Genomic DNA, 19,131 nt, shown 5'->3' with positions numbered 1-19,131 from the left:
ATGCATAGTTCGTTCGACGAGGCGACGCAGAGGCCCGGCTACGGAGCGGACCCTTCAGGGGTGAGCCCCTCGGCCGACAACCCCGAGCTCGAGTCCGCTGAGTTCAGGCGCATTCTCGGGCACTTCATCACCGGCGTGACGATCGTCACGGCGGCGGACTCCGAGACAGCCGAGCCGTGCGGCCTGACGGCCAACGCGGTGGCCTCGGTTTCGCTCGACCCTCCGCTGGTGCTGGTGTGCGTGGACCACTCCGCCGACTCCCACGACCGCATCGTCTCGGCGGGGTCGTTCGGCGTGAACGTATTGTCGGAGGATCAGGAGCGGCTGTCGCGTCGCTTCGCCACCTGGAACACCGCCGAGAAATTCGGAGGCGTGGCTTTCCACCGAGGCGCGACCGGGGCGCCGATCCTCGACTCGGCGCTCGCTTGGGTGGAGTGCACCATCTGGGAATGCTACGCCGGCGGCGACCACTCCATCATGGTCGGCAAGGTCGTTGGCGGGAACGCACGGGAAGGGTCACCGCTGGTCTACTACCGCGGCGGATACGGCCGGTACACTCGATGACCGAGCGGCGCGCCTGGCCCAGCGCGGTCGGCGCGGGGGTGGCGGGCGTTGCCTACGGGGCCGTCACGCTCATCGGCGCGTCGTTGACGCTGGATACCGGCGCGGGGTTGCTACGCGCTGCGGCCTTCCTGATGGCGGTCTCCGCGACGGCGGCGGCGGCGGGCATCTGGGTGCACGCGGGGCGCGCGCCTTCGCCCTCCGCGGTGCGCGGTCGCTGGACGGCGCTGGTCGTGGCGTTCGCGGCCGCCGCGCTGTACGCGGAGGCCTGGCTGTTCCTGCCCGTTCTGCGGACGTCGCTGTGGGGCCGCCTGCTCGCCGTGGTGCTGCTGATCGCCGAGCCAGCGTACGCGCTGGCCGCGCTGGCGACCGCGTTGGCGAAGGCGGACGCGGCTCTACGCGGCGGTACGGCCGCGAAGGGCATAGCGGCGGGTGCGTCGCCCGTGCCGCCGCCGACCGCGGTTCTGCTGGGCGCCGGACTGGGCATGCTCGTGTCAGCTTCGTGGCTGGTACCGGCCGCGCCCCTGGGATCGTCCATGCTGGGCGCCGCCGTTCTGGTTGCCTTCGCGGGCGTCTACGATAACCGGAAGCGACTGGAGTTGCGCGTGGACCTGCAGGATCGAGTGGCCATCGTTACCGGCGTCGGCGGGCGCGGTCAGGTCGGGTTCGCGGTCGCCGAAACGCTGATCACGCGGGGGGCGCGCGTGGTCGTGGCGGATCTGTCCACGGTCGTCGAGAGCCTGGCCGATGAGTTGCGGGCGCACGGCGACGTGGTGGGCGTGAGCGCGGACCTGTCCCGCCCGGAGGGCGCCAGGCGCGTGCTCGAGACCACGCTGGAACGCTACGGCAGGGTGGACGCGCTGGTGAACGTGGCCGGCGGCCTGGGCCTGGTCGCGCCCGTGGCGGAGACCGAGCTGGACGGCTGGGCCCGAGAAATCGAGCGCAACGCCACCACCGCCTACGTGATGACCCGAGCCGCGCTGCCGGCACTGCGGGAGACCGGGGGCTCGGTGGTCAACTTCGCCAGCAAGGCGGCCGAGCGAGCCGTGGGCGGACTCGGAGCCTACGCCGCCGCCAAGGCCGCCGTCGTGGCGTTTACGCGCACGGTTGCGCTGGAGGAGAAGGATCACGGGGTGCGCGTCAACGCCATAGCGCCAGGCATGGTGGACACCGAGGAGAACCGTCGCGGGACCGAGTCCCCCGAGTCCGTCGCCTGGGTGACGCGCGAACAGGTCGCCGAGGTCGTGGCGTTCCTGGCGGGCGACGGCGCGACCGGGGTCACGGGCCAGGTCATCGGCGTCCCCGCCCGCGGCTACAGCTGAGGCACCGGGGCCAATGAACCTCGCGCACATCGCTGACCCCCACCTCGGCTACCGCGCCTACCACAGGGCCGCGCCGGACGGACGCAATCAGCGCGAGCGAGACGTGTCCGACGGGTTCGAGGCCGCCATTCAGGGCGTGCTGCGGCTCGGCCCGGACCTGGTCCTGATCGCGGGCGATGTGTTTCACGCCGTGCGCCCCCCGAACGCCGCCATCACCGACGCGTTCCGCCAGATACTGCGCCTGCGGGCTGGCCTGCCCGACTCTCCCATCGTCATCATCTCCGGCAACCACGACGCGCCCCGGTCCGCCGAGACCGGCAGCATCCTGCGCCTGTTCGCCGAGATCCCGGGGGTTCACGTCGCCGACGGCCGCGCCCCCGAGGCCGTGCGTGTCCAGGCCGGAGGGGCCGACACCTCCGTCCTGTGCGTGCCCTACGCGGCGCTGGCGCGCGGCGAGCCGCTGATCCTGGAGCCGGACCCGGCGGCCCGGCACAACGTCCTCCTCATGCACGCGACGGTGGTGGGCGGGCCGAACGCCCAGAAGATCCGTCGGGGCGTGGGGTACGGGGGGATCGAGCTCGGCCTGGAGGAGCTGCGCCCGGAGCGCTGGACGTACGTCGCGCTGGGGCACTACCACGTCGCCACCGAGCTGGCCCCCAACACCTGGTACGCGGGCGCCACCGAATCCACCAGCACCAACATCTGGGCGGAGGCGGAGGAACCGAACGGGTTCGTGACTTTCGACACCGTTTCGGCGAGCGCGCGGTTCCACCCCATCGCCACCCGTCCCGTGCTGGACCTGGAGCCCCTGAGCGGCCGCGCCCCCGGCGGCGACTTCCTCGACCCGGCGGTACTGGACGAGCGTATCGGCAAGCGGGTGGACGCCGTGCCCGGAGGCATCGACGGCAAGCTGGTGCGCCTGGTCCTGCGCGAGGCTCCGCGGGCTCAGCAGACGGCGCTGGATCACGAGCGGCTGCGGTCCTACCGGGCCAGGGCGCTGCATTTCCACCTGGACGTGCGCCGCCCCGACCGAGCCGCCGCGCCGCGCGCGCCGGCGACGCCCCCGGAGCGCCGCCTCTCGCTGGAGGAGGAGGTCGGCGCCTTCCTGCGCGACTGGCAACCCTCGGCCGCCGACCTGGACGCGCCGCGCTTGGCCAGGCTCGCCGAGGCCTACCTGGCGCGCGCAGGGGATGGGGGCGCGGCATGAAGCTGGTGCAGCTCGCGCTCGAGAACTTCCGCCAGCACGCCAGTACGGAGGTCGAGTTTCACGACGGGATCACCGCCATAATCGGCCCCAACGGGGCGGGCAAGACGTCGCTGCTGGAGGCCGTCGGCTGGACCATATACGGGGCGGCGGCGACGCGCGGCACGAACGACACCATCCGCAACGCGGGCGCGCCCGCCGGGGCCCGGGTTCGCGCCGAGCTGACCTTCCGCATGGGCCTGCACGAGTACCGCGTCCGGCGCTCTCTGTCGTCCGCGGACGCGTTCGTGGATGGGGGCACCGAGCCCGTCGCGAGCGGCGTCGGCGGGGTCACCGAGTACCTGGCCCGACGCCTGGGCATGGCCAGGGATGAGTTCTTCAACACCTACTACACGGGGCAGCGCGACCTCCACTTCCTGGCGCGATTCGGCCCGGCCGAAAGGGCCCGCTTCCTGAACCAGGTGCTCGGCTACGAGCGCCTGCGTCGGGCGCAGGACCTCGCCCGCGGTCGGCGCACCGAACTTCGGCACGAGGCCACCGGACTCGCCGGCGCGCTGCCGCCGCGGGCCGGGCTGGAGCGCGAGCGGGCCGAAGCGCAGGCGCGGCTGGACCGGGCGGCGGAAGCCGCGCGGGGTGCCGAGGGAACGGCCGGGGCGGCCGCCGCGGAGGTGGCCCGCGCCGCGCCGCTGAGGGCGGCGCTGGAGCGCGCCAGACAGGAAGACGCGGCGTTCGCCACGCGCGCCGCGGCCGCGCTGGCGGAGCGGGACGCCGCGGAGCGCGCGGAGCGGACGGCCGGTGAGGAGCTGACGCGCGCCGAGGCCGCCGAGTCGGAGCTGGCCGCGTTGCGGCCGGGGCTTGCGCGGCTGGGCGAGGTCGAGGCCGCCGTGCGCGCCCAGCAGGACCTGGCGCGGGTGCACGAACGCCGGCGGGCGTTGCTCGAGGCGGCGGCGGACAGTCGCCGCGACATGGACGCCAAGCAGGCCCGCCTGGAGGGGCTGGAGCAGGCTCCGCGACTGCTCGCCGAGTGCGAAGCCGAAGCCACACGGGCCCGCGAGGCCTTGGAGAAGGCTAGCGCGGAGGAGGCCGCGCAGCGCGAGGCGTGGGGGCAGAAGAGGCAGGGAGTGGAGGCGGCGCTGGCCGTCTACCACCGCGAATACAAGGACCTCGAGCAGCGCATCGAGCGGCTGGTGGAAGTGGGCCCCGAAAGCCCTTGCCCGACGTGCGGAAGGCCGCTCGGGGCGGGCTTCGAGAGCGCCCTCAAGGCGCTGGAGGACGAGCGCGTTCGCCTGCGGCAGGACGGCAAGTACTACCGGCAGCGCGTCGAGCAGCTGGGCGAGGAGCCCGAGGAGGTGGGCGCCGCGGCGGCCGCCCGCGGGTCCGCCGCCACAGAGGTGGATCGCCTGCGCTCGCGTCTGGAGCGGTGCGCGAACGGCGTGCGGGACCTGGAGCGCGCCCGCTCGGAGGCAGCGGGCCTGCGGGAACGGCTGGCGCGCGCCGACTCGGAGATCGAGGCTCTCCCCGACGACTTCGACCCGGCCGCGCTGGCCGCGGCGGAGGCCTCGCTGGCCGAGCTGCGGGACGCGACGATGCGCGCGAGCGCGCTCGAGGAGGCGCTGTCGGCGCGCGCGCGCTGGTCGTCCGAGGCGGCCGCCGCCCGCGCCACCAGAGAAAGGGCGCAGGAGACCCACGCCGCGATCACGACCGCGCGCGCGGAGCTGGGCTTCGAGGAGACCGCCTACCGGGACGCGTTGCACGATCACGAGCGGGCGGAGGCGGACTCGCGCGCGGCGGATCTCGCGTTGAGCGAGGCGCGCGCCGAGGAACGCGCGGCCCGCGAACGGCTGGCGCACGCGGACACGGCGTTGGCCGAGGACGCCACGCGCCGGGCGCGCCTGGAGGCGCTGGAGCGCGAGCGGCGGCTTCACGACGAGCTCGACCGCGTGTTCAGCGAGCTGCGCGCGGAGCTGAACGCCCGCGTGCGGCCCGAGCTGGGCGCGTTGGCGGGGGATTTCCTGGCGCTCGTGACCGACGGCCGCTACGCGGCGGTGGAAGTGGATGAGGCCTACGACGTGCTCGTCCTGGACGACGGCACGCCCAAGCCGGTGATCAGCGGAGGCGAGGAGGACGTGGCCAACCTCGTGCTGCGCCTGGCGGTCAGCCAGATGATAGCCGAGCGCGCCGGTCAGCCGCTGTCGGTGCTCATCCTGGACGAGGTGTTCGGCTCGCTCGACGCGCAGCGACGCAGCGGCGTCCTGGGCCTCTTGCAGCGCCTGCGCACGCGCTTCGACCAGGTGCTCCTTATCACCCACGTGGAGGAGATCCGCGAGGGCGTCGACCACGTGCTGCGGGTGGGCTACGACGAGCGCACCGGCAGCAGCGTGGTCAGCCCGGAGTCGGTGGCGCCGGGCGCGGACACACTGCCGCTGGCCGCGTTGCGCGGCTGAAGCCCGGCGAGGCCGCCGCGGCGAGCGCCTTCGCGCCGACCCGCGTCGCTACTGGTTCGCCAACCGAAACCACTCGTCGGCGCGCAGCATGTGGCGCCGCGCCGCAACCGTGTCGCCCGCCTGCGCCATGTGCGCTTGCGCCGCCGCCACGTGCGCCGAGCCGTAGTAGAACGGGATCCCCTGCGTCGACTCGTCCACCCAGAACTCCTGGTTGTCCGGGAAGCCCTCGCGGTGCACGAAGTCGTTCCACAGGAGCGAGTCGGTGCGCTCCACGTCCACCCAGCGCCCGGCGGTCATGGCCGCGGCGGGGTCGTCTATCTCCACCACGCCGGCGCCCTCCGATGGAGCGCCGTCGTTGAGCCGATAGGCCACCCCCTGTCGCACCAGGTACGGCGCCAGCCCCAGCTTCCGGTAGGCCTGAGTGGTCGTCGCGAAGAAGATGGGCCGGTCTTCGATCGCCTGGCCGATGATGTGCCCCAGGAACACGTCGGAGGGCAGCAACACCGTCCCCGCAGCGATGATGGTGCGTATCCGGCCGGCGGCGAATTCCTGGTTCTGACGGACCCGGAAGCCGCCCCTGGCGACCCCGTCCACTTCCGCCGGCTCCATCTGGATGATCGACTGCGTGGGCGGACGCCTGCCGGGTCCCGGGTCGCCACCGACGGTCTGCGGCGGTGGGTCCGCGCTCAGCGAGGGGGTCCGGTATATGCCTGGCCCAGCGTCCACTTCGTAGGGCCGCTGGCACAGGATCCGCGTGGGATCAGCGTCCGGATCTTCGCCCGGGCCGCAGGGCGTCGTGAGATCCTTGATCTGATTGACGTACCACGCCGTGTTGAGGTAGCTCATCACGATCACCTGCACGTCGCGGCGGATGCCCTCCACCTCCTGCAGGTACCACAGCGGGAACGTGTCGTTGTCGCCGTTGGTGATCAGGACGCCGTACGGCTCCACGCTGTTGAGCAGGTTGTAAGCCCAGTCGCGCGCCGAGTAGTCGTCGGCCCGCGTGGCCCAGCCCCAGTTCGCCAACAGCGGCACGAAGCCCAGCGCGAGCAGCGGCGAGGCGAGCTTCAGCCCGCGCCCCGCGCCGCCCAGCTTCTGCCCGAGTTGACGCCACAGCGAGGCCAGCCCCACGCCCGCCCACAGCCCCCACAAGGAAAAGCTCACGATGAAGAAGTAGTCGCGCTCGCGAACCTCGTGCATGGCCTGGGCGGGGTAGACGTCGCGGCGCCAGCTGTAGCCGTACTTGAAATTCAGGTAGAAGACGAGCCCCAGTGACACGGTCGCGAACAGGATGGCCACGTAGGCGAAGCTCGAGCGGTCGCTCTGGCTGTGCCGGTACGCGCCCACCACCCCGAGCCCGAGGAACAGCGCCGTGAAGATCGGCCGCCAGCCCCCGAAGGTGGAGTCGTTGCCCGCCAGCGAGCGCGCCCACTGCCAGTCGAAGTACTGCGCGTAATTGCCGATCTGCGCGGCGAACAGCTCGGGCGAGCGGGGCAGCCTCGGGTCCCACGGCAGCGCCATCACGCCCGGCTTGTCGTACTGGGTGCGACCGAGCGACTGGAAAAGCGCATCCAGGGTGGACGGGTCCACCTCGTTTATCACCGGATCCAGCCCGGCGCGGATTGGCAGGTACAGGTGTATCGAAAGGCCGATTACGGCCACCAGCGCCATGCCGGCGTAGAGCCGCCAGTTCGTCAGAATCGACCGGTCCACCATCATGATGAACACGAACAGCGCGGGCGCCGCCAGGAACGCCATCAGGTGGTTGCCAACCGACAGCGCCAGGATGTAGGCGCCCAGCAGGATGAGGTTGTGGTCCTTGGGGCTTCCCAGGTTGTCCCGCCAGTGGAAGGCCAGCCAGGACAGCAGGGCGATGGTGAGCAGCGAGACGGTGTAGACCTTCTCGTTGACGTTGCTCTGGTTCCAGACCGTGAACGCAGTCGCGCTCAGCAGCACGGCCGCCCAGGCGCCGACCAGTCGGAAGGTCTTGTTGTCGGAGAAGTCGGCCAGGATGCGGTACACCACCAGGAACCAGAATCCGTGCGCGGCCGCCGACATGAACGCGCTGAAGAGATTCAGCCGGATGGCGGTCGAGTCGATGATGGGCGTCAGCAGCAGGTCCCAAGCGCGGGCGAATACCACGAACATCGGATTTCCCGGCGGGTGCGGGACGCCCAGCATGTGCGCGGTGGCGATGTACTCGCTCGTATCCCAGAACGCGGTCGTACGCGCCAGCGTGAGGATGTAGAGCACGAACACGAGCCCGCCGGCCAGCAACGCCCAGCGGTAAGGGGGCTCGTAGCTGGGAGTCGAAGGACCGCTCTGTCGATCTGACGCGCTCGCCTGCGCGCGTTTCCTGCGAGAACCGGATCGGTCGGATGCCATCGCCGCTCGCAAATTCGCGTGTCGTTGTCGGGCCGCCGTCTGCCCTGGCGGCACCTCCCTACCCGCCGAGCCGCCCTGAGTTCGGCGCGGAAGGGTCTTCGGTCCGGGCCAACTCGAGGGCGAGGCCGGGCAGCACCACCGCTCTCCAACCGGGCGGAATCCAGGTGGTGGACGTGTACTCGGTCAGGATCGCCGGACCCGCGCTGGCCTCTCCCGCCGAAAGCGCCGTCCTGGGCGACACCCGCGCAGCCACTTGGCTCCCGCGCCAGAGGACCCGCGCGTGGCCGTTCGCGTGCGCCGCGTGAGCCCGTGCCGGCTCGTCGCCGTTGCCGTCGGAGGCGCCGAGCGCCTCCCGCTCGCGTACTACGCCGAGCTCCGCCGTGGACTCCGCGCGGAGCGTGACCGCCTGCACCGGATCATCCCTGCGGTACCCGTACGCCGACTCGTGCCGCGCGTGGAACCGCTCCGCCCAGCCGTCCGCCGGGACCCGCAATTCGTGGCTTTGACCCAGGTAACGGGCATCGACCCAACGCCGTGTCACCACGTCGGCCGCATCCAGGCCGTCGCGCCCGAGCGCCTCGCGCGTGCCCTCCTCGAGCTCATCGAGCAGTCGCCGGACGCGCACCTCGGTGTCCTGCGAGTGCGTCCACAGGACGGATCGCGACGCGTCCTTGCGCGCCGGCGCCACCACCATGCCGTACGCAGACAGGATACCCGGATCGCGCGGCACGAGCACGCTCGGGACTCCCAGCCGCGACGCCAGCGACGCCGCGTGCAGTCCGGCCGCTCCGCCGAACGCCACCAGCGTGAACTCCGCCGGGTCGTATCCGCGCTCCACGCTGACCAGGCGGAGCGCTGCCTCCATGGCGGCGTCGGCGACGTCGATGATCGCCTGCGCCGCTACCTCGGCGTCCACGCCCAGGTCGCGCCCCAGCGCCTCCAGCGCGCGGCGCGCCGCCGCCGGGTCGAGGGGCTTTCCCTCCAGGCCGAACGCGTCAGCGGGCAGGCGCCCCAGCGCCATGTTCGCGTCGGTCACGGTCGCGCGTTCACCGCCCAGACCGTAGCACGCCGGGCCCGGCCGGGCGCCGGCGCTCCTGGGCCCCACCCGCAGCGCCCCCGCCGGGTCGACCCACGCCACCGAGCCTCCCCCCGAGCCGACGGTGTGTACGTCCAGCACGTCGATCGCGAGAGGTTGTCCCCCGACCCGCAGCTCTCGCGTGCGCAGCGGCTCGCCGGGGCACAGCGCGACGTCCGTCGAGGTGCCGCCCATGTCCAGCGAGAGCACCCTTTCCACGCCCGCCTCGGCGGCTACGTGCCGCGCGCCGAGGACGCCTCCGGCGGGCCCGGACAGCACCGTGCGCACCGGCTCCGCTGAGGCGCGCGGTACGCTCAGCCAGCCGCCCCCCGAACCCATCACCGAAACCGCGTCGGAACCCAGCTCGGCGACCAGGGCGCTCAGATACCCGGCCATCAGCGGCATCACGTAGCCGTTCACCACGGCCGTGGAGAGCCGCTCGAATTCGCGAAACTCCGGCACCAGCACGGAGGCGAGGGTCAGCGCGCCGTCGAAGCCGGCGAGCGCCTCGGCGACGTGCCGCTCTTCGGCCTGGTTCGCGTACCCGTGCAGGAGGCACACGACCACCGACTCGGCCTCCGACAGTCGACCCGGCAGCGCCTCCAACTCGGCGGCCGAAAGCGCCTCCTCCACCTCTCCCGTGGGGCCGATGCGGCCGGCCAGTCCCACCCGGTCCCGGGCGCTCACGAGCGGCGCCGGCCGGCTCGCCTCCAGCGCGTACAGGGTCGGCCGAGCCTGTCGTCCGATCTCGAGCAGATCCTCGAAGCCTCGGTTGGTGACGAGCGCGGTGCGCGCGCCGGTGCGCTCCAGCAGCGCGTTGGTGGCCACGGTCGACCCGTGCACCACGCGGGCGCGCGTTTCCTTGGCCAGAAGCCGTCGCACTCCCTCCACCACGGCGCGCCCCGGATCGTCCGGGGTGGACGGAATCTTCAGGCGGTGCCACTCACCCGCGATCCAGCCGACGAGGTCCGTGAAGGTGCCCCCGGTGTCGACCCCGATGATTGACACTTCGACCTGGCTGCGGGACATTCGGCCCCCGTGATAGGCCCGAGTTTCGACGACTTCCTCGCGCTGCGCGAGAGGGGAGACCTGATCCCCGTCTGGCGCGAATTCCTGTTCGACAGGGATACCGCCGTAGGCGCGTACAGGCGCGTCGCGCGCCCGCCGTTCGGATTCCTGTTCGAATCCGTCGTCGGCGGCGAGACGTGGGCCCGTTACACCTTTCTGGGCACCGAGCCGCGCGCCGCCTGGCGCGTCGATCCGGGCGGCGCGGTGCGCGCCTGGACGCCCGCTGAGGGTTGGGGCCCCGCCATGGTACTGCAAGACCCGCTGGCCGAGCTGACCTCGCTGGCCGGTACCCTGTCGCCAGTTCAGGTCGAAGGGCTGCCCAGGTTCCTGGGCGGCCTGGTCGGCTTCCTCGCGTACGACGCGGTCCGCTACATCGAACGGCTGCCGGCCGCGCCGCCGGACGACGCCGGTATCCCCGACGGCGTCTTCATGCTGACCGACATCGTCGTCGCGATCGACAACCTGTTCGGCCGCGCGCGCGCGATTCGGTTGGTCGACGCCTCCGGCGATCCGGACGGCGCCGACCTGCGGCGCCTTTACGACGACGCGGTCGAGACGATCGAGGAGACGATAGGCCGGCTGGAGTCGGGGCCCGACCTGCCTCCTCTGGAGCTGCGCGCTGAGGACGCGGACGCCGCCTTCCGGTCCACCTTTACGCGCGAGCGCTTCAAGGAGGCGGTCCAGCGCGTGCGCGCCTACATCGCCCAGGGAGACGCGTACCAGGTGGTGCTGTCGCAACGGCTGACCATGCCGCTCACGGCGGAGCCCCTCGACGCCTACCGGCTGCTGAGGACCACGAACCCCTCGCCGTACCTGTTCTACCTGGACCTGGACGGCATGGCCATCGTCGGCTCTTCGCCCGAGGTCATGGTGCGGCTCGAGGGCGGTGTGGTCACGGTGCGCCCCATCGCGGGGACGCGACCGCGCGGCGGCTCGGCGGCGGAAGACGCCCGCCTGGAGGAAGAGCTGAGGGGCGACCCCAAGGAGCTCGCCGAGCACCTCATGCTCGTCGACCTGGGCCGCAACGACGTGGGCCGCGTCGCCGACCACGGATCCGTCCGGGTGACCAGGCTGCGCGACGTGGAGCGCTACAGCCACGTCCTGCACCTCGTGAGCCAGGTGGAGGGCGCGCTCCGCTCCGACCTGGACGCGCTGGACGTGCTACGCGCGTGCTTCCCGGCCGGCACGGTGTCCGGCGCGCCCAAGGTGCGGGCGATGGAGATCATCGACGAGCTGGAACCCACCAGACGTGGGCCCTACGCCGGCGCCATCGGTTACATCGGCTACGGAGGGGCGGTGATGGACACGGCCATCGCCATCCGCACGATGACCGTTTCGGCGGGCGTCGCTTCGGTGCAGGCGGGGGCGGGGATCGTGATCGACTCGGATCCCGATCGCGAGTACGACGAGACGCTCGCCAAGGCGCGCGCGCTGCTCCGCGTCGCGGCCGCCCTCGAGCGCTCCGGCCGCTAGCGTACCGTTGCAGAAGTCCCGTAGGCATTCGGCTCGCGCTGCATCCCGCGGATGCGGCGTTGGAACTCCTTGCCGTAGCGACGGCTACGGCGCGTCGTTCCGCCTTGCCCCGCGGGCGCATCACGCGCCTCGGTGCACACGGGACTTCCGCGCCGGCACACTCGATACTTCTCTGACAAGTCCCTGACCGGGAGGCGTCACGTGTGGGGGCGCTCGGTCGTTCTCCAGTACACGTTCCGGTGAGTCTGTCTCAGGCGGACGCGGGGCGTACGAAGTCCGGGGATCGCACCCGCGCAAGTTGCAGTTAAATAGATAGGTTACGCACTCTTGACACCAAACTGGCTCAACGGTAGGCTGTCGGATTCGCTTGCGGCCGAAAATCCGCCGCGCGGTATACACAGTCGATCGATCATACGGTCCATGACGATGGCCGTCAGTTTCAACAGGCTCCCGCGCGCCTGCGCGCGTGAGGCCTGCATCCACCCCGCAGGAGGCACTCTATGCACGTTTCGGTGAGGCGCGCCGGTCTAACGGCTTTCCTCGTCGGAGTCGCGTTTGCGGCGGCCTCGACTTCCCTGCTCGCCCAGGCGACGCAAGGGAAGCTCGAAGGCCACGTCCGCGACGCGGAATCCGGCGCACCGTTGGCGGGTGCCCAGATTACCGTGGTCGGAACCACGCTGGGCAACATCGCCAACGCGGAAGGCTACTACTTCGTCAACAACGTACCGGCCGGCGTTCACGACATCCGGGCACAGTTCATCGGCTACGGCACGGTGACCGTGACCGGTCAGCGCGTGCTGGCCGGCCAGTCAGCGATCGTGGACTTCGGGCTGTCGCAGCAGGCGGTACAGATCGAGGGGATCACCGTCCAAGGTGAGACCAACCCGCTCGTGCCGCGTGACCAGACGCTGTCCAAGGCGATCATCACGTCGGAGGTTTTCGACGCCGTTCCGCTGGACAACGTGCGCGCCGTCATCGCCCTGCAGCCGGGCGTCGTCGACACCGGCAGCCGCCTGGGTCAGGTGATCCGCGGCGGGCGCCCCGGCGAGGCCGCGGTCTTCATCGACGGCGTCCTGGTGCGCAACTTCAACGCGGGCTCGCAGAGCGAGATCACGCTTCAGACCAACGCGGTGGAAGAGGCCGACGTGCTGCTCGGCGGCTTCGGCGCCGAGTTCGGTCAGGCCCAGTCCGGCGTGATCAACCTGATCTCGAAGGGCGGCGGCACCGCGTTCAGCGGCTCCATCGCCCTCGAGACCGACCAGGTCGAGATCGAGAACAGCTATGGTTACACGCGCCTGGAGGCGAGCGTGGCCGGGCCGATCTTCGGCGAGTACCTGGGCTTCTCGCTGTCCGGCGTAGCTGTCGGCCAGGAGGACGCCCGGCCGACCCGCCTGGGCGATTCCCCCGGGACGCTGACGTTCGCCGACTTCGACAACCTGACGATCGGCGCGCAGCCGGATCGGTTCTTCGCGCCGACGGGCACGCAGACGACGCTCGACGACGGCACCATCGTCAACAATTTCGCGGAGATCTGCTCGAACGGCACGCCGTCCGGGGCCTCTTGCTCCGGAGATGACATCGGCGCCAAGCTACCCTGGAACAACGGCGACGAGTACAACCTGAACCTGACGCTGCGCGGCGGCACGGGCGCGGGGACGCGCTACAACGCGGGCGTGACGCTGGCGCGCAACCAGCGCCGGTTCTTTTCGCCGCGGTACGCATTCCGGCCGCAGGCGATGCTGGGTCGCCGCGACAAGAGCTACTTGATCAGGGGGGGCATCGAGCACCTGCTCTTCCAGACCTCGGAGTCCAGCGCCACGCTGCGCGTCAACGTCGGCTACGGCGAGGACGAGTTCATGCGCGGCATGCTCGGCGAGACCCTAGCCGACACTCTGGCGATCATCCAGGGCGAAAAGTTCGAGCAGGGAGGCGATTTCTTCGGCTTCACGTTCGACGACTTCACGTTCCCGTTCGAGGACAGCTTTACCACGGACGCCTGGTTCGAGCGCTTCGACGAGATCCAGGAAAACCCGTCGCTCGGCTTCCTGACGCCCTTCGAGACCATCGTCAACCCGGCCACGGGCGAGAACTTCACGCTGGAAGAGGGCGCCCTCTTCCAGACGGCGGGTGGCGGAGCGGACAATCCGTTCGGCATCAACGACTTCTTCGGCCAGGGCTTCTCGCCCTTCGGCCTCCGCAGGGAGCAGACGCTGTCCGTGCGTGCCGACCTGGACTGGCAGTACAACCGCCACAACCGCGTCGGCATCGGCGGAGAGGTCTACTGGAAGGACATCGAGAACATCGGCTCGGGCAGCTCGTTCGGCACCGCGCAGAGCGGCGTCAGCAACACCAGCCCGACGTTCCAGAACGTGTACGCCGCCTCGCCTGTCATCGCGGGCTTCTACGCCAAGGACCGCATCGACATCGGCGACATCGTGCTGGAGATAGGCGGCCGCGTCGACATGTTCGACAGCGACGTCGTGTACCCGGCGATCCCGGGCTTCACGATCGCGGCCCAGGACCCCGAGTTGGGGCTCGTCGAGCCGGAGTTCATCGAGCAGGCCACGGTGTGGCAGTTCAGCCCGCGCCTGGGGGTAGGGTTCCCGGTCACCGAGAACACCCAGTTCAGGCTGAGCTACGGGCACTTCACGCAGGCGCCCCCGCTCAACTTCCTGTTCGGCGGCATCACCAACGACCTGTCCAAGACCAACCCGAACAACATCTTCGGGCGGCCCATCGAGTTCGGGCGCACGATCGGCTACGAGTTCGGCTTCACGCACTCGTTCGATCCGCTGACCGTCGTGGACATCTCCGGCTACACGCGCGAGAAGCAGGGTGACATAGCGTTCCGCCAGGCGCAGTTGGTGATTCCGGGCCAGGGCGGCGCCAAGACGGTCGCCTTCCTGACCAACGGCGACTTCGGCTACGTGCGCGGCATGGACGCGCGCCTGAGCCGGCGCTGGACGGACCTGCTCTTCGCGCAGGTGAACTACAGCTTCCTGACCACGCGCACCACGGGCTCCGACCCGACCAACTTCCTGCGCACCATCGGACGCCAGGCGAATCCGGTGACTGGTCAGCCGTTCGTTCCGCCGCAGGCGGCGTTGCCGGCCGATTTCGACCGGACCCACACGTTCACGGGTTCGCTGGTCATGACGATGCCGGACGACTTCCTGGAGGAGCGCAGCGGCCTCAACAAGGTTCTGCGCAACGTCACGCTGAACGGCGCGCTCTCGGCCCGCTCGGGGCTGCCGTACACCTCGTCGACCACGCCCGGCGCGACGGCCAGCATTCTGGGGCCGGACCCGGTCTTCAACGAGGAGGTCAACGGGTCGCGCCTGCCGTGGACGTTCCTGCTCAACGCCAGCGTCGGCAAGGCCTTCGAGCTGCCCAGGGACATGCGCGTGCGGGCCTACGTCGACGTCCGCAACATCGCGAACTTCAAGAACCCGAACGACGTGTGGAGCTTGACGGGCGACGTGCTCAACCCGGGCGCGAACTTCCTGTCCAACCGGACGTCGGGCACGCAGCGCGTGTTCGGTGAGGAAGTCGCTTACACGGACCCGACCGCCACGCTCCTGGGGAGCGCGCTTACCGACCTGCAGCGCGAGCAGTTGCGCCGCCGGGACGTGTTCTTCGGCAATGGAGACGGCGTGCTGTCGGTCGACGAGCAGCAGCTCAGCTCGGCGTTGTCGTTCCTGAATTCGGGGACGGACGCGAACCAGACGAACATCGTGTACGGCCAGCAGTTCGGCCAGCCGCGGCAGATCCGCTTGGGCCTGGAATGGGAGTTCTAGCCTTGGACTTTGACGACACTCGCACGGGTGGGCGCGGCTACTCCGCGCCCACTCCGAGCCACAACGGGAGGAATCCGTTGAAGAGAACTTTGCGCCGGAATCGATTTGCCCCGCTCGCCGTGGCCTTTGGCGTCGCGGCGCTCTGGGCCGGCGCGCTCCAGGCCCAGACTGGCCTCCAGAAGTTTCAGGAGTGGGAGGCCGGCCGGAGCGCGTTCGACGTGAGCAACGTCAACCTGGGTGGGTCCGGAGACGCGGACCTTACCCTCAACGTCAACAACTGGCTGTGCGGGCTCCGGAGCGACGGGAGCATCTGCGTCAACACCTTCGGTAGCACCACGGGTGGCGGCGGCTTCTGGCCGATCGGCACGACCAACCAGTACGTGTTCCTCGCCGGCCTGCAGTTCGCCGCGCGCGATCCGCTCGATCCCAACGGCTTCGTGGCCGCGCATTGCTTCAACGTGAGCGCGACCAACGCGCAGTGCGGGCCGCTGGACGGGATCTTCCACTCGGACGTGTCGGACGACCTGGACAACTGGCCGGACACCTGTCTGCTTGCGAACCCGCAGACGGGCGAGCTTGTGAAGTCGCTGTCGCAGCTCGACACGTGCGCCCGCTACTGGGACGGCAACCCGTCCTTCACGGTGCCGGGCGGGCACCCCATGGGGGTCGAGATCGTGCAGCACACCTTGACCTTCACGCTCGAAGGCTTCAGGGACATGCTGTTCTTCATCTTCAAGATCAAGAACATCTCCGACACCCCGCTCTTCCAGAGCGCCAACCCCGCGCTGGCCGTGCCGGCCGGCGGGTGGACGCTGGAGGACTTCTACCTGGCGGTCGGCCACGACGCCGACGTGTCGGGCAACGACCTGGACCAGAACTGGGGCAGCTTCGTGCCGTTCCTGGACGACGAAACGGCCCTCAACATTGGCACGATCTGGCTGGGCGACTTCGACGCGACCGACTTCGAGCCGTACGCCCAGTGCGGGTTCTGCTCGGTGCCCGGCTTCGTGGGTACGACGTTCCTGCGCTCGCCCCATAACAACACGGGCGACACGATCGTCGTGCAGACGGTCACGACCAACGTGGCCGACACGACGTTCATCATCGTGCCGCCGATCGAGCAGGAGACGCTCGCCGAGCTGCGCGAGCTCGCCGCGTTCGGAGACGTGGCCGCGCAGGACAGCCTGCGCATCCACGAGATCGGCCAGAGCTTCGGCTCCAACACCACCCGCGGCGGGGTCTTCCCCGACCCGACCGACGCGGCGCAGTCGTGGCGCTACTACTCCGGGAACCTGAACGCCTCCGAGTTGTCCCAGATCGTGGGCGCCCCGGCGGGCTTCGGGTTCGTGGATCAGCCGGCCCCCGCGGACACGCGTTACTTCCACGCGACGGGTCCGTTCGACCTGGCGCCCGGCGACAGCGTCGAGGTCGTCGTGGGTCTGGTCGGTGGCGCTCCGGTGCTGAACGTGCCGGGCTTCACGCCGGGCACACTGGTGCCGCACGGACTGCCGGGCGACACCAGTCGGATCATCGAGAAGATCATGGGCCGCGGCGTCGAGACGACCGCGTACCCGTCGCTGTTCAAGCAGGTTCTGGACGCGAACAACCTGTTCAAGAACAACTTCCTGCTGCCCAGCCCGCCGCCGGCCCCGGTGGTCACGGCGATCCCTGGTGATCAGCAGAACTTCATCACCTGGGGCGCCGACCCAGTGAACGCCCGCGACCCGTTCGCGGACATCGCCGAGAACTTCTCGATCACGGACTTCAACGAGTTCGACTTCCAGGGCTTCCGCGTGTACCGCAAGGTGCGGGCGGCCGACCCCTGGACGCAGATCGCGCAGTTCGACCTGAAGGACGGCGTCGGCGCGCAGATCGTGACCACCGACAGCGTGCAGGTGGTGGACAGCTCGTTCCTGGCGGTCCGCACCGACACGGCCGACTTCTGCGTGCCGCTCCAGCCCGAGTTGGCGGGGCAGGAGGCTGTCGCGTGCTCTACGGACACCGGCCTGCAGTTCACGCTGGTGGATCGCGGCGGGCGCTTCCCCGACGCCGCCAACGGCCCGGGGCTGCTCAACGGCGTGACGTACTTCTACGCCGTTACGTCCTTCGACATCAATACGCCGTTCGCCCCGGGCGGCAGCTCGCTCGAGTCGGGCCGGCGCCTGTCGGTGGCTTCGCAGGCCGCGGGTGGCGCGGCGGCGACCCCGCGCAGCACGGCGGCCGGCAGGACCGCGGCCGTGATCGGGGATCCGGTGCTGTTCGACGGTGATGGCAACGTTCTGGATCCCACGGGCGGCATGCCCGCGATCGACGCGACCACGGGAGTATTCGGTGGCGCAGCTCCGCCGACCAACTCCTTCGCGGCGCTGGTCAACCTGCCGCAGCCCGCGCTGGTGCAGGCGGGTGACTACGAGATCCGGATCGACTCGGTGGTTTCAGCCGTCGGCGCTGGCGGGGGGGTTCAGCCTGCTACTCCAAACTGTCTGGGCACTTCCACGGTGTACTACCTGACGGCCACGGCGCCGGACGGGACGGCGACGGAGATTCCGCAGGAGGTCAAGGAGCCGTTTGGCCTGTTCGGTTGCATCGGCACCATCTCTCAGGACATATCGCCGGTGTCCGTCCTCGCGGACGCCGCGGCTGCGAACGCGCAGGGCGTGGATCCGTCGATCTTCGTCGGCTCCCTGGGCGGAAACATCACCTACGGCCCGACGCACTTGATGTCGCAGTCCGAGACGGTTGCGTCGAACCGCTCGCACGTGGTCGGCCCGGAAGGCGGCTCGCGTTGGTTCACGGGCGACGCGCCTGCGGCGGACCCGACGCTGGGCAACGCCACCGGCTCGCTCCCGGGCGTGACCATCTGGAGCTTGCCGAGCCAGTATGATCAGGACGTATCGATGCGCTGGCTGGGCGTCTACACCCAGAGCGGTCTGTGGCGCGCCGCGGACATCGAGGTCACATGGGGCGCGGGCGGCACGGTCGCCGGCGTGCGGGACCTGACGCACAACGTGGACATTCCGTTCTCGGCCAACATGGCCGCGAGTTGGGGCGTTCTGAACAACGTCAACGAGGACAACATCCTGTCCGCCGGCGACTTCTGGAGCATCGAGCCGCTGGCTACCTGGCTGCCTGTCGCTGGCGTGGCGGGTTCCTTCAGCCAGACCGCGGTGATCGGGCCCATGGCAACGGTGCCACCTGGCTCACAGAGCTGTGGTCAGTTCTGTGAGGTGGTGGACGTGGCCGACACGCAGGGCTTCGGCATGTTCGTCGCCGGGGAGGCGTGGCTCTTCGAGACCTCGACGCTGCCGGCCGCCGGTGACGTGTGGAAGCTGCGCACATACTCTGGCACGGTGGTTCAGGACTCCACGACGAGCGCCTACTCGTTCCTGGAGTCGCCGCGCCCGCCCCCCATTCCGGGGCTACGCGCCGCCGTAACCGTGAGCTCGCCGGAGACCTTCGACGTGGCCAGCGCCTCGCTGGAGGACGTGCACACGGTGCCGAACCCGTTCCGGGGATCGTCGGCGCTGCAGCAGGCTTCCTCGGATCGCAAGATCCTGTTCGTGAACCTGCCCACGCAGGCCACGATCCGGATCTTCACGCTTTCCGGCGTGCTGGTCGATGCGATCATGCACGAGGATCCCGCCGGGGGCGGGACGGCGAACTGGGATCTCCGCAACCGGAACAACCAGTTCGTGGCGAGCGGCGTGTACTTCTATCACGTCAGCACGCCGACCGGCGCCGAGAAGCTCGGCCGGATGACCATCATTCAGGCGCCCAACAACTGACGCCGGGGAGACGACAC

Annotated in this window: 9 protein-coding genes; 7 read left to right on the top strand and 2 right to left on the bottom strand. The window is 70.2% G+C overall.

Features of this window, described 5'->3' with window-relative positions:
• From ABFS34_02320 to ABFS34_02305, 4 genes are read left to right on the top strand one after another with little or no spacing between them, the layout of a single operon-like run.
• Window positions 1–564 carry a flavin reductase family protein gene (locus tag ABFS34_02320; protein MEN8374264.1) on the top strand — a complete coding sequence of 188 codons (564 nt, stop codon included), beginning with the start codon at window positions 1–3 and terminating at the stop codon, window positions 562–564.
• Window positions 561–1,883 (top strand): SDR family oxidoreductase, encoded by a 1,323-nt coding sequence (locus tag ABFS34_02315; protein ID MEN8374263.1) that lies wholly within the window; start codon window positions 561–563, stop codon window positions 1,881–1,883. The genes ABFS34_02320 and ABFS34_02315 overlap by 4 nt, the downstream gene beginning before the upstream one ends.
• Before the next feature lie 13 nt (window positions 1,884–1,896).
• Complete coding sequence (locus tag ABFS34_02310) at window positions 1,897–3,090, top strand: metallophosphoesterase (GenBank protein MEN8374262.1); 1,194 nt, start codon at window positions 1,897–1,899, stop codon at window positions 3,088–3,090.
• Window positions 3,087–5,531: an SMC family ATPase gene (locus ABFS34_02305; protein ID MEN8374261.1), complete on the top strand. Its 2,445-nt coding sequence runs from the start codon at window positions 3,087–3,089 to the stop codon at window positions 5,529–5,531. The genes ABFS34_02310 and ABFS34_02305 overlap by 4 nt, the downstream gene beginning before the upstream one ends.
• A gap of 48 nt (window positions 5,532–5,579) precedes the next feature.
• On the opposite strand, the gene ABFS34_02300 is transcribed toward ABFS34_02305, so the two are convergent.
• On the bottom strand, window positions 5,580–7,916 hold the full coding sequence (locus tag ABFS34_02300; GenBank protein MEN8374260.1) for a DUF2723 domain-containing protein: 2,337 nt from the start codon (window positions 7,914–7,916) through the stop codon (window positions 5,580–5,582).
• A gap of 58 nt (window positions 7,917–7,974) precedes the next feature.
• Window positions 7,975–9,999 carry a hydantoinase/oxoprolinase family protein gene (locus ABFS34_02295; GenBank protein ID MEN8374259.1) on the bottom strand — a complete coding sequence of 675 codons (2,025 nt, stop codon included), beginning with the start codon at window positions 9,997–9,999 and terminating at the stop codon, window positions 7,975–7,977.
• A 30-nt stretch (window positions 10,000–10,029) separates the two neighbouring features.
• Between ABFS34_02295 and trpE the strand changes: the two genes are divergently transcribed.
• The 3 genes from trpE (at window position 10,030) to ABFS34_02280 (ending at window position 19,114) form a co-directional block, all read left to right on the top strand.
• Window positions 10,030–11,532: an anthranilate synthase component I gene (gene trpE / locus ABFS34_02290; protein ID MEN8374258.1), complete on the top strand. Its 1,503-nt coding sequence runs from the start codon at window positions 10,030–10,032 to the stop codon at window positions 11,530–11,532.
• A 500-nt stretch (window positions 11,533–12,032) separates the two neighbouring features.
• A complete protein-coding gene (locus ABFS34_02285; protein MEN8374257.1) occupies window positions 12,033–15,329 on the top strand; it encodes a TonB-dependent receptor in 3,297 nt (1,098 codons plus the stop codon).
• Window positions 15,330–15,406: 77 nt separating this feature from the next.
• Window positions 15,407–19,114 (top strand): hypothetical protein, encoded by a 3,708-nt coding sequence (locus tag ABFS34_02280; protein MEN8374256.1) that lies wholly within the window; start codon window positions 15,407–15,409, stop codon window positions 19,112–19,114.
• Window positions 19,115–19,131 lie beyond the last annotated feature (17 nt).

It is taken from the genome of Gemmatimonadota bacterium, from assembly GCA_039715185.1.
In the GTDB taxonomy this organism is placed as follows: Bacteria; Gemmatimonadota; Gemmatimonadetes; order Longimicrobiales; family RSA9; genus DATHRK01.
The sequence above is the reverse complement of the archived record's forward strand: the minus strand, read 5'-3'. Positions and strand labels throughout refer to the sequence as shown.

Bases quoted from the DNA above. Each gene is read 5' to 3' on its own strand.
- ABFS34_02320 (MEN8374264.1), top strand. From the start codon at position 1: ATGCATAGTTCGTTCGACGAGGCGACGCAGAGGCCCGGCTACGGAGCG.
- ABFS34_02315 (MEN8374263.1), top strand. From the start codon at position 561: ATGACCGAGCGGCGCGCCTGGCCCAGCGCGGTCGGCGCGGGGGTGGCG.
- ABFS34_02310 (MEN8374262.1), top strand. From the start codon at position 1,897: ATGAACCTCGCGCACATCGCTGACCCCCACCTCGGCTACCGCGCCTAC.
- ABFS34_02305 (MEN8374261.1), top strand. From the start codon at position 3,087: ATGAAGCTGGTGCAGCTCGCGCTCGAGAACTTCCGCCAGCACGCCAGT.
- ABFS34_02300 (MEN8374260.1), bottom strand. From the start codon at position 7,916: ATGGCATCCGACCGATCCGGTTCTCGCAGGAAACGCGCGCAGGCGAGC.
- ABFS34_02285 (MEN8374257.1), top strand. From the start codon at position 12,033: ATGCACGTTTCGGTGAGGCGCGCCGGTCTAACGGCTTTCCTCGTCGGA.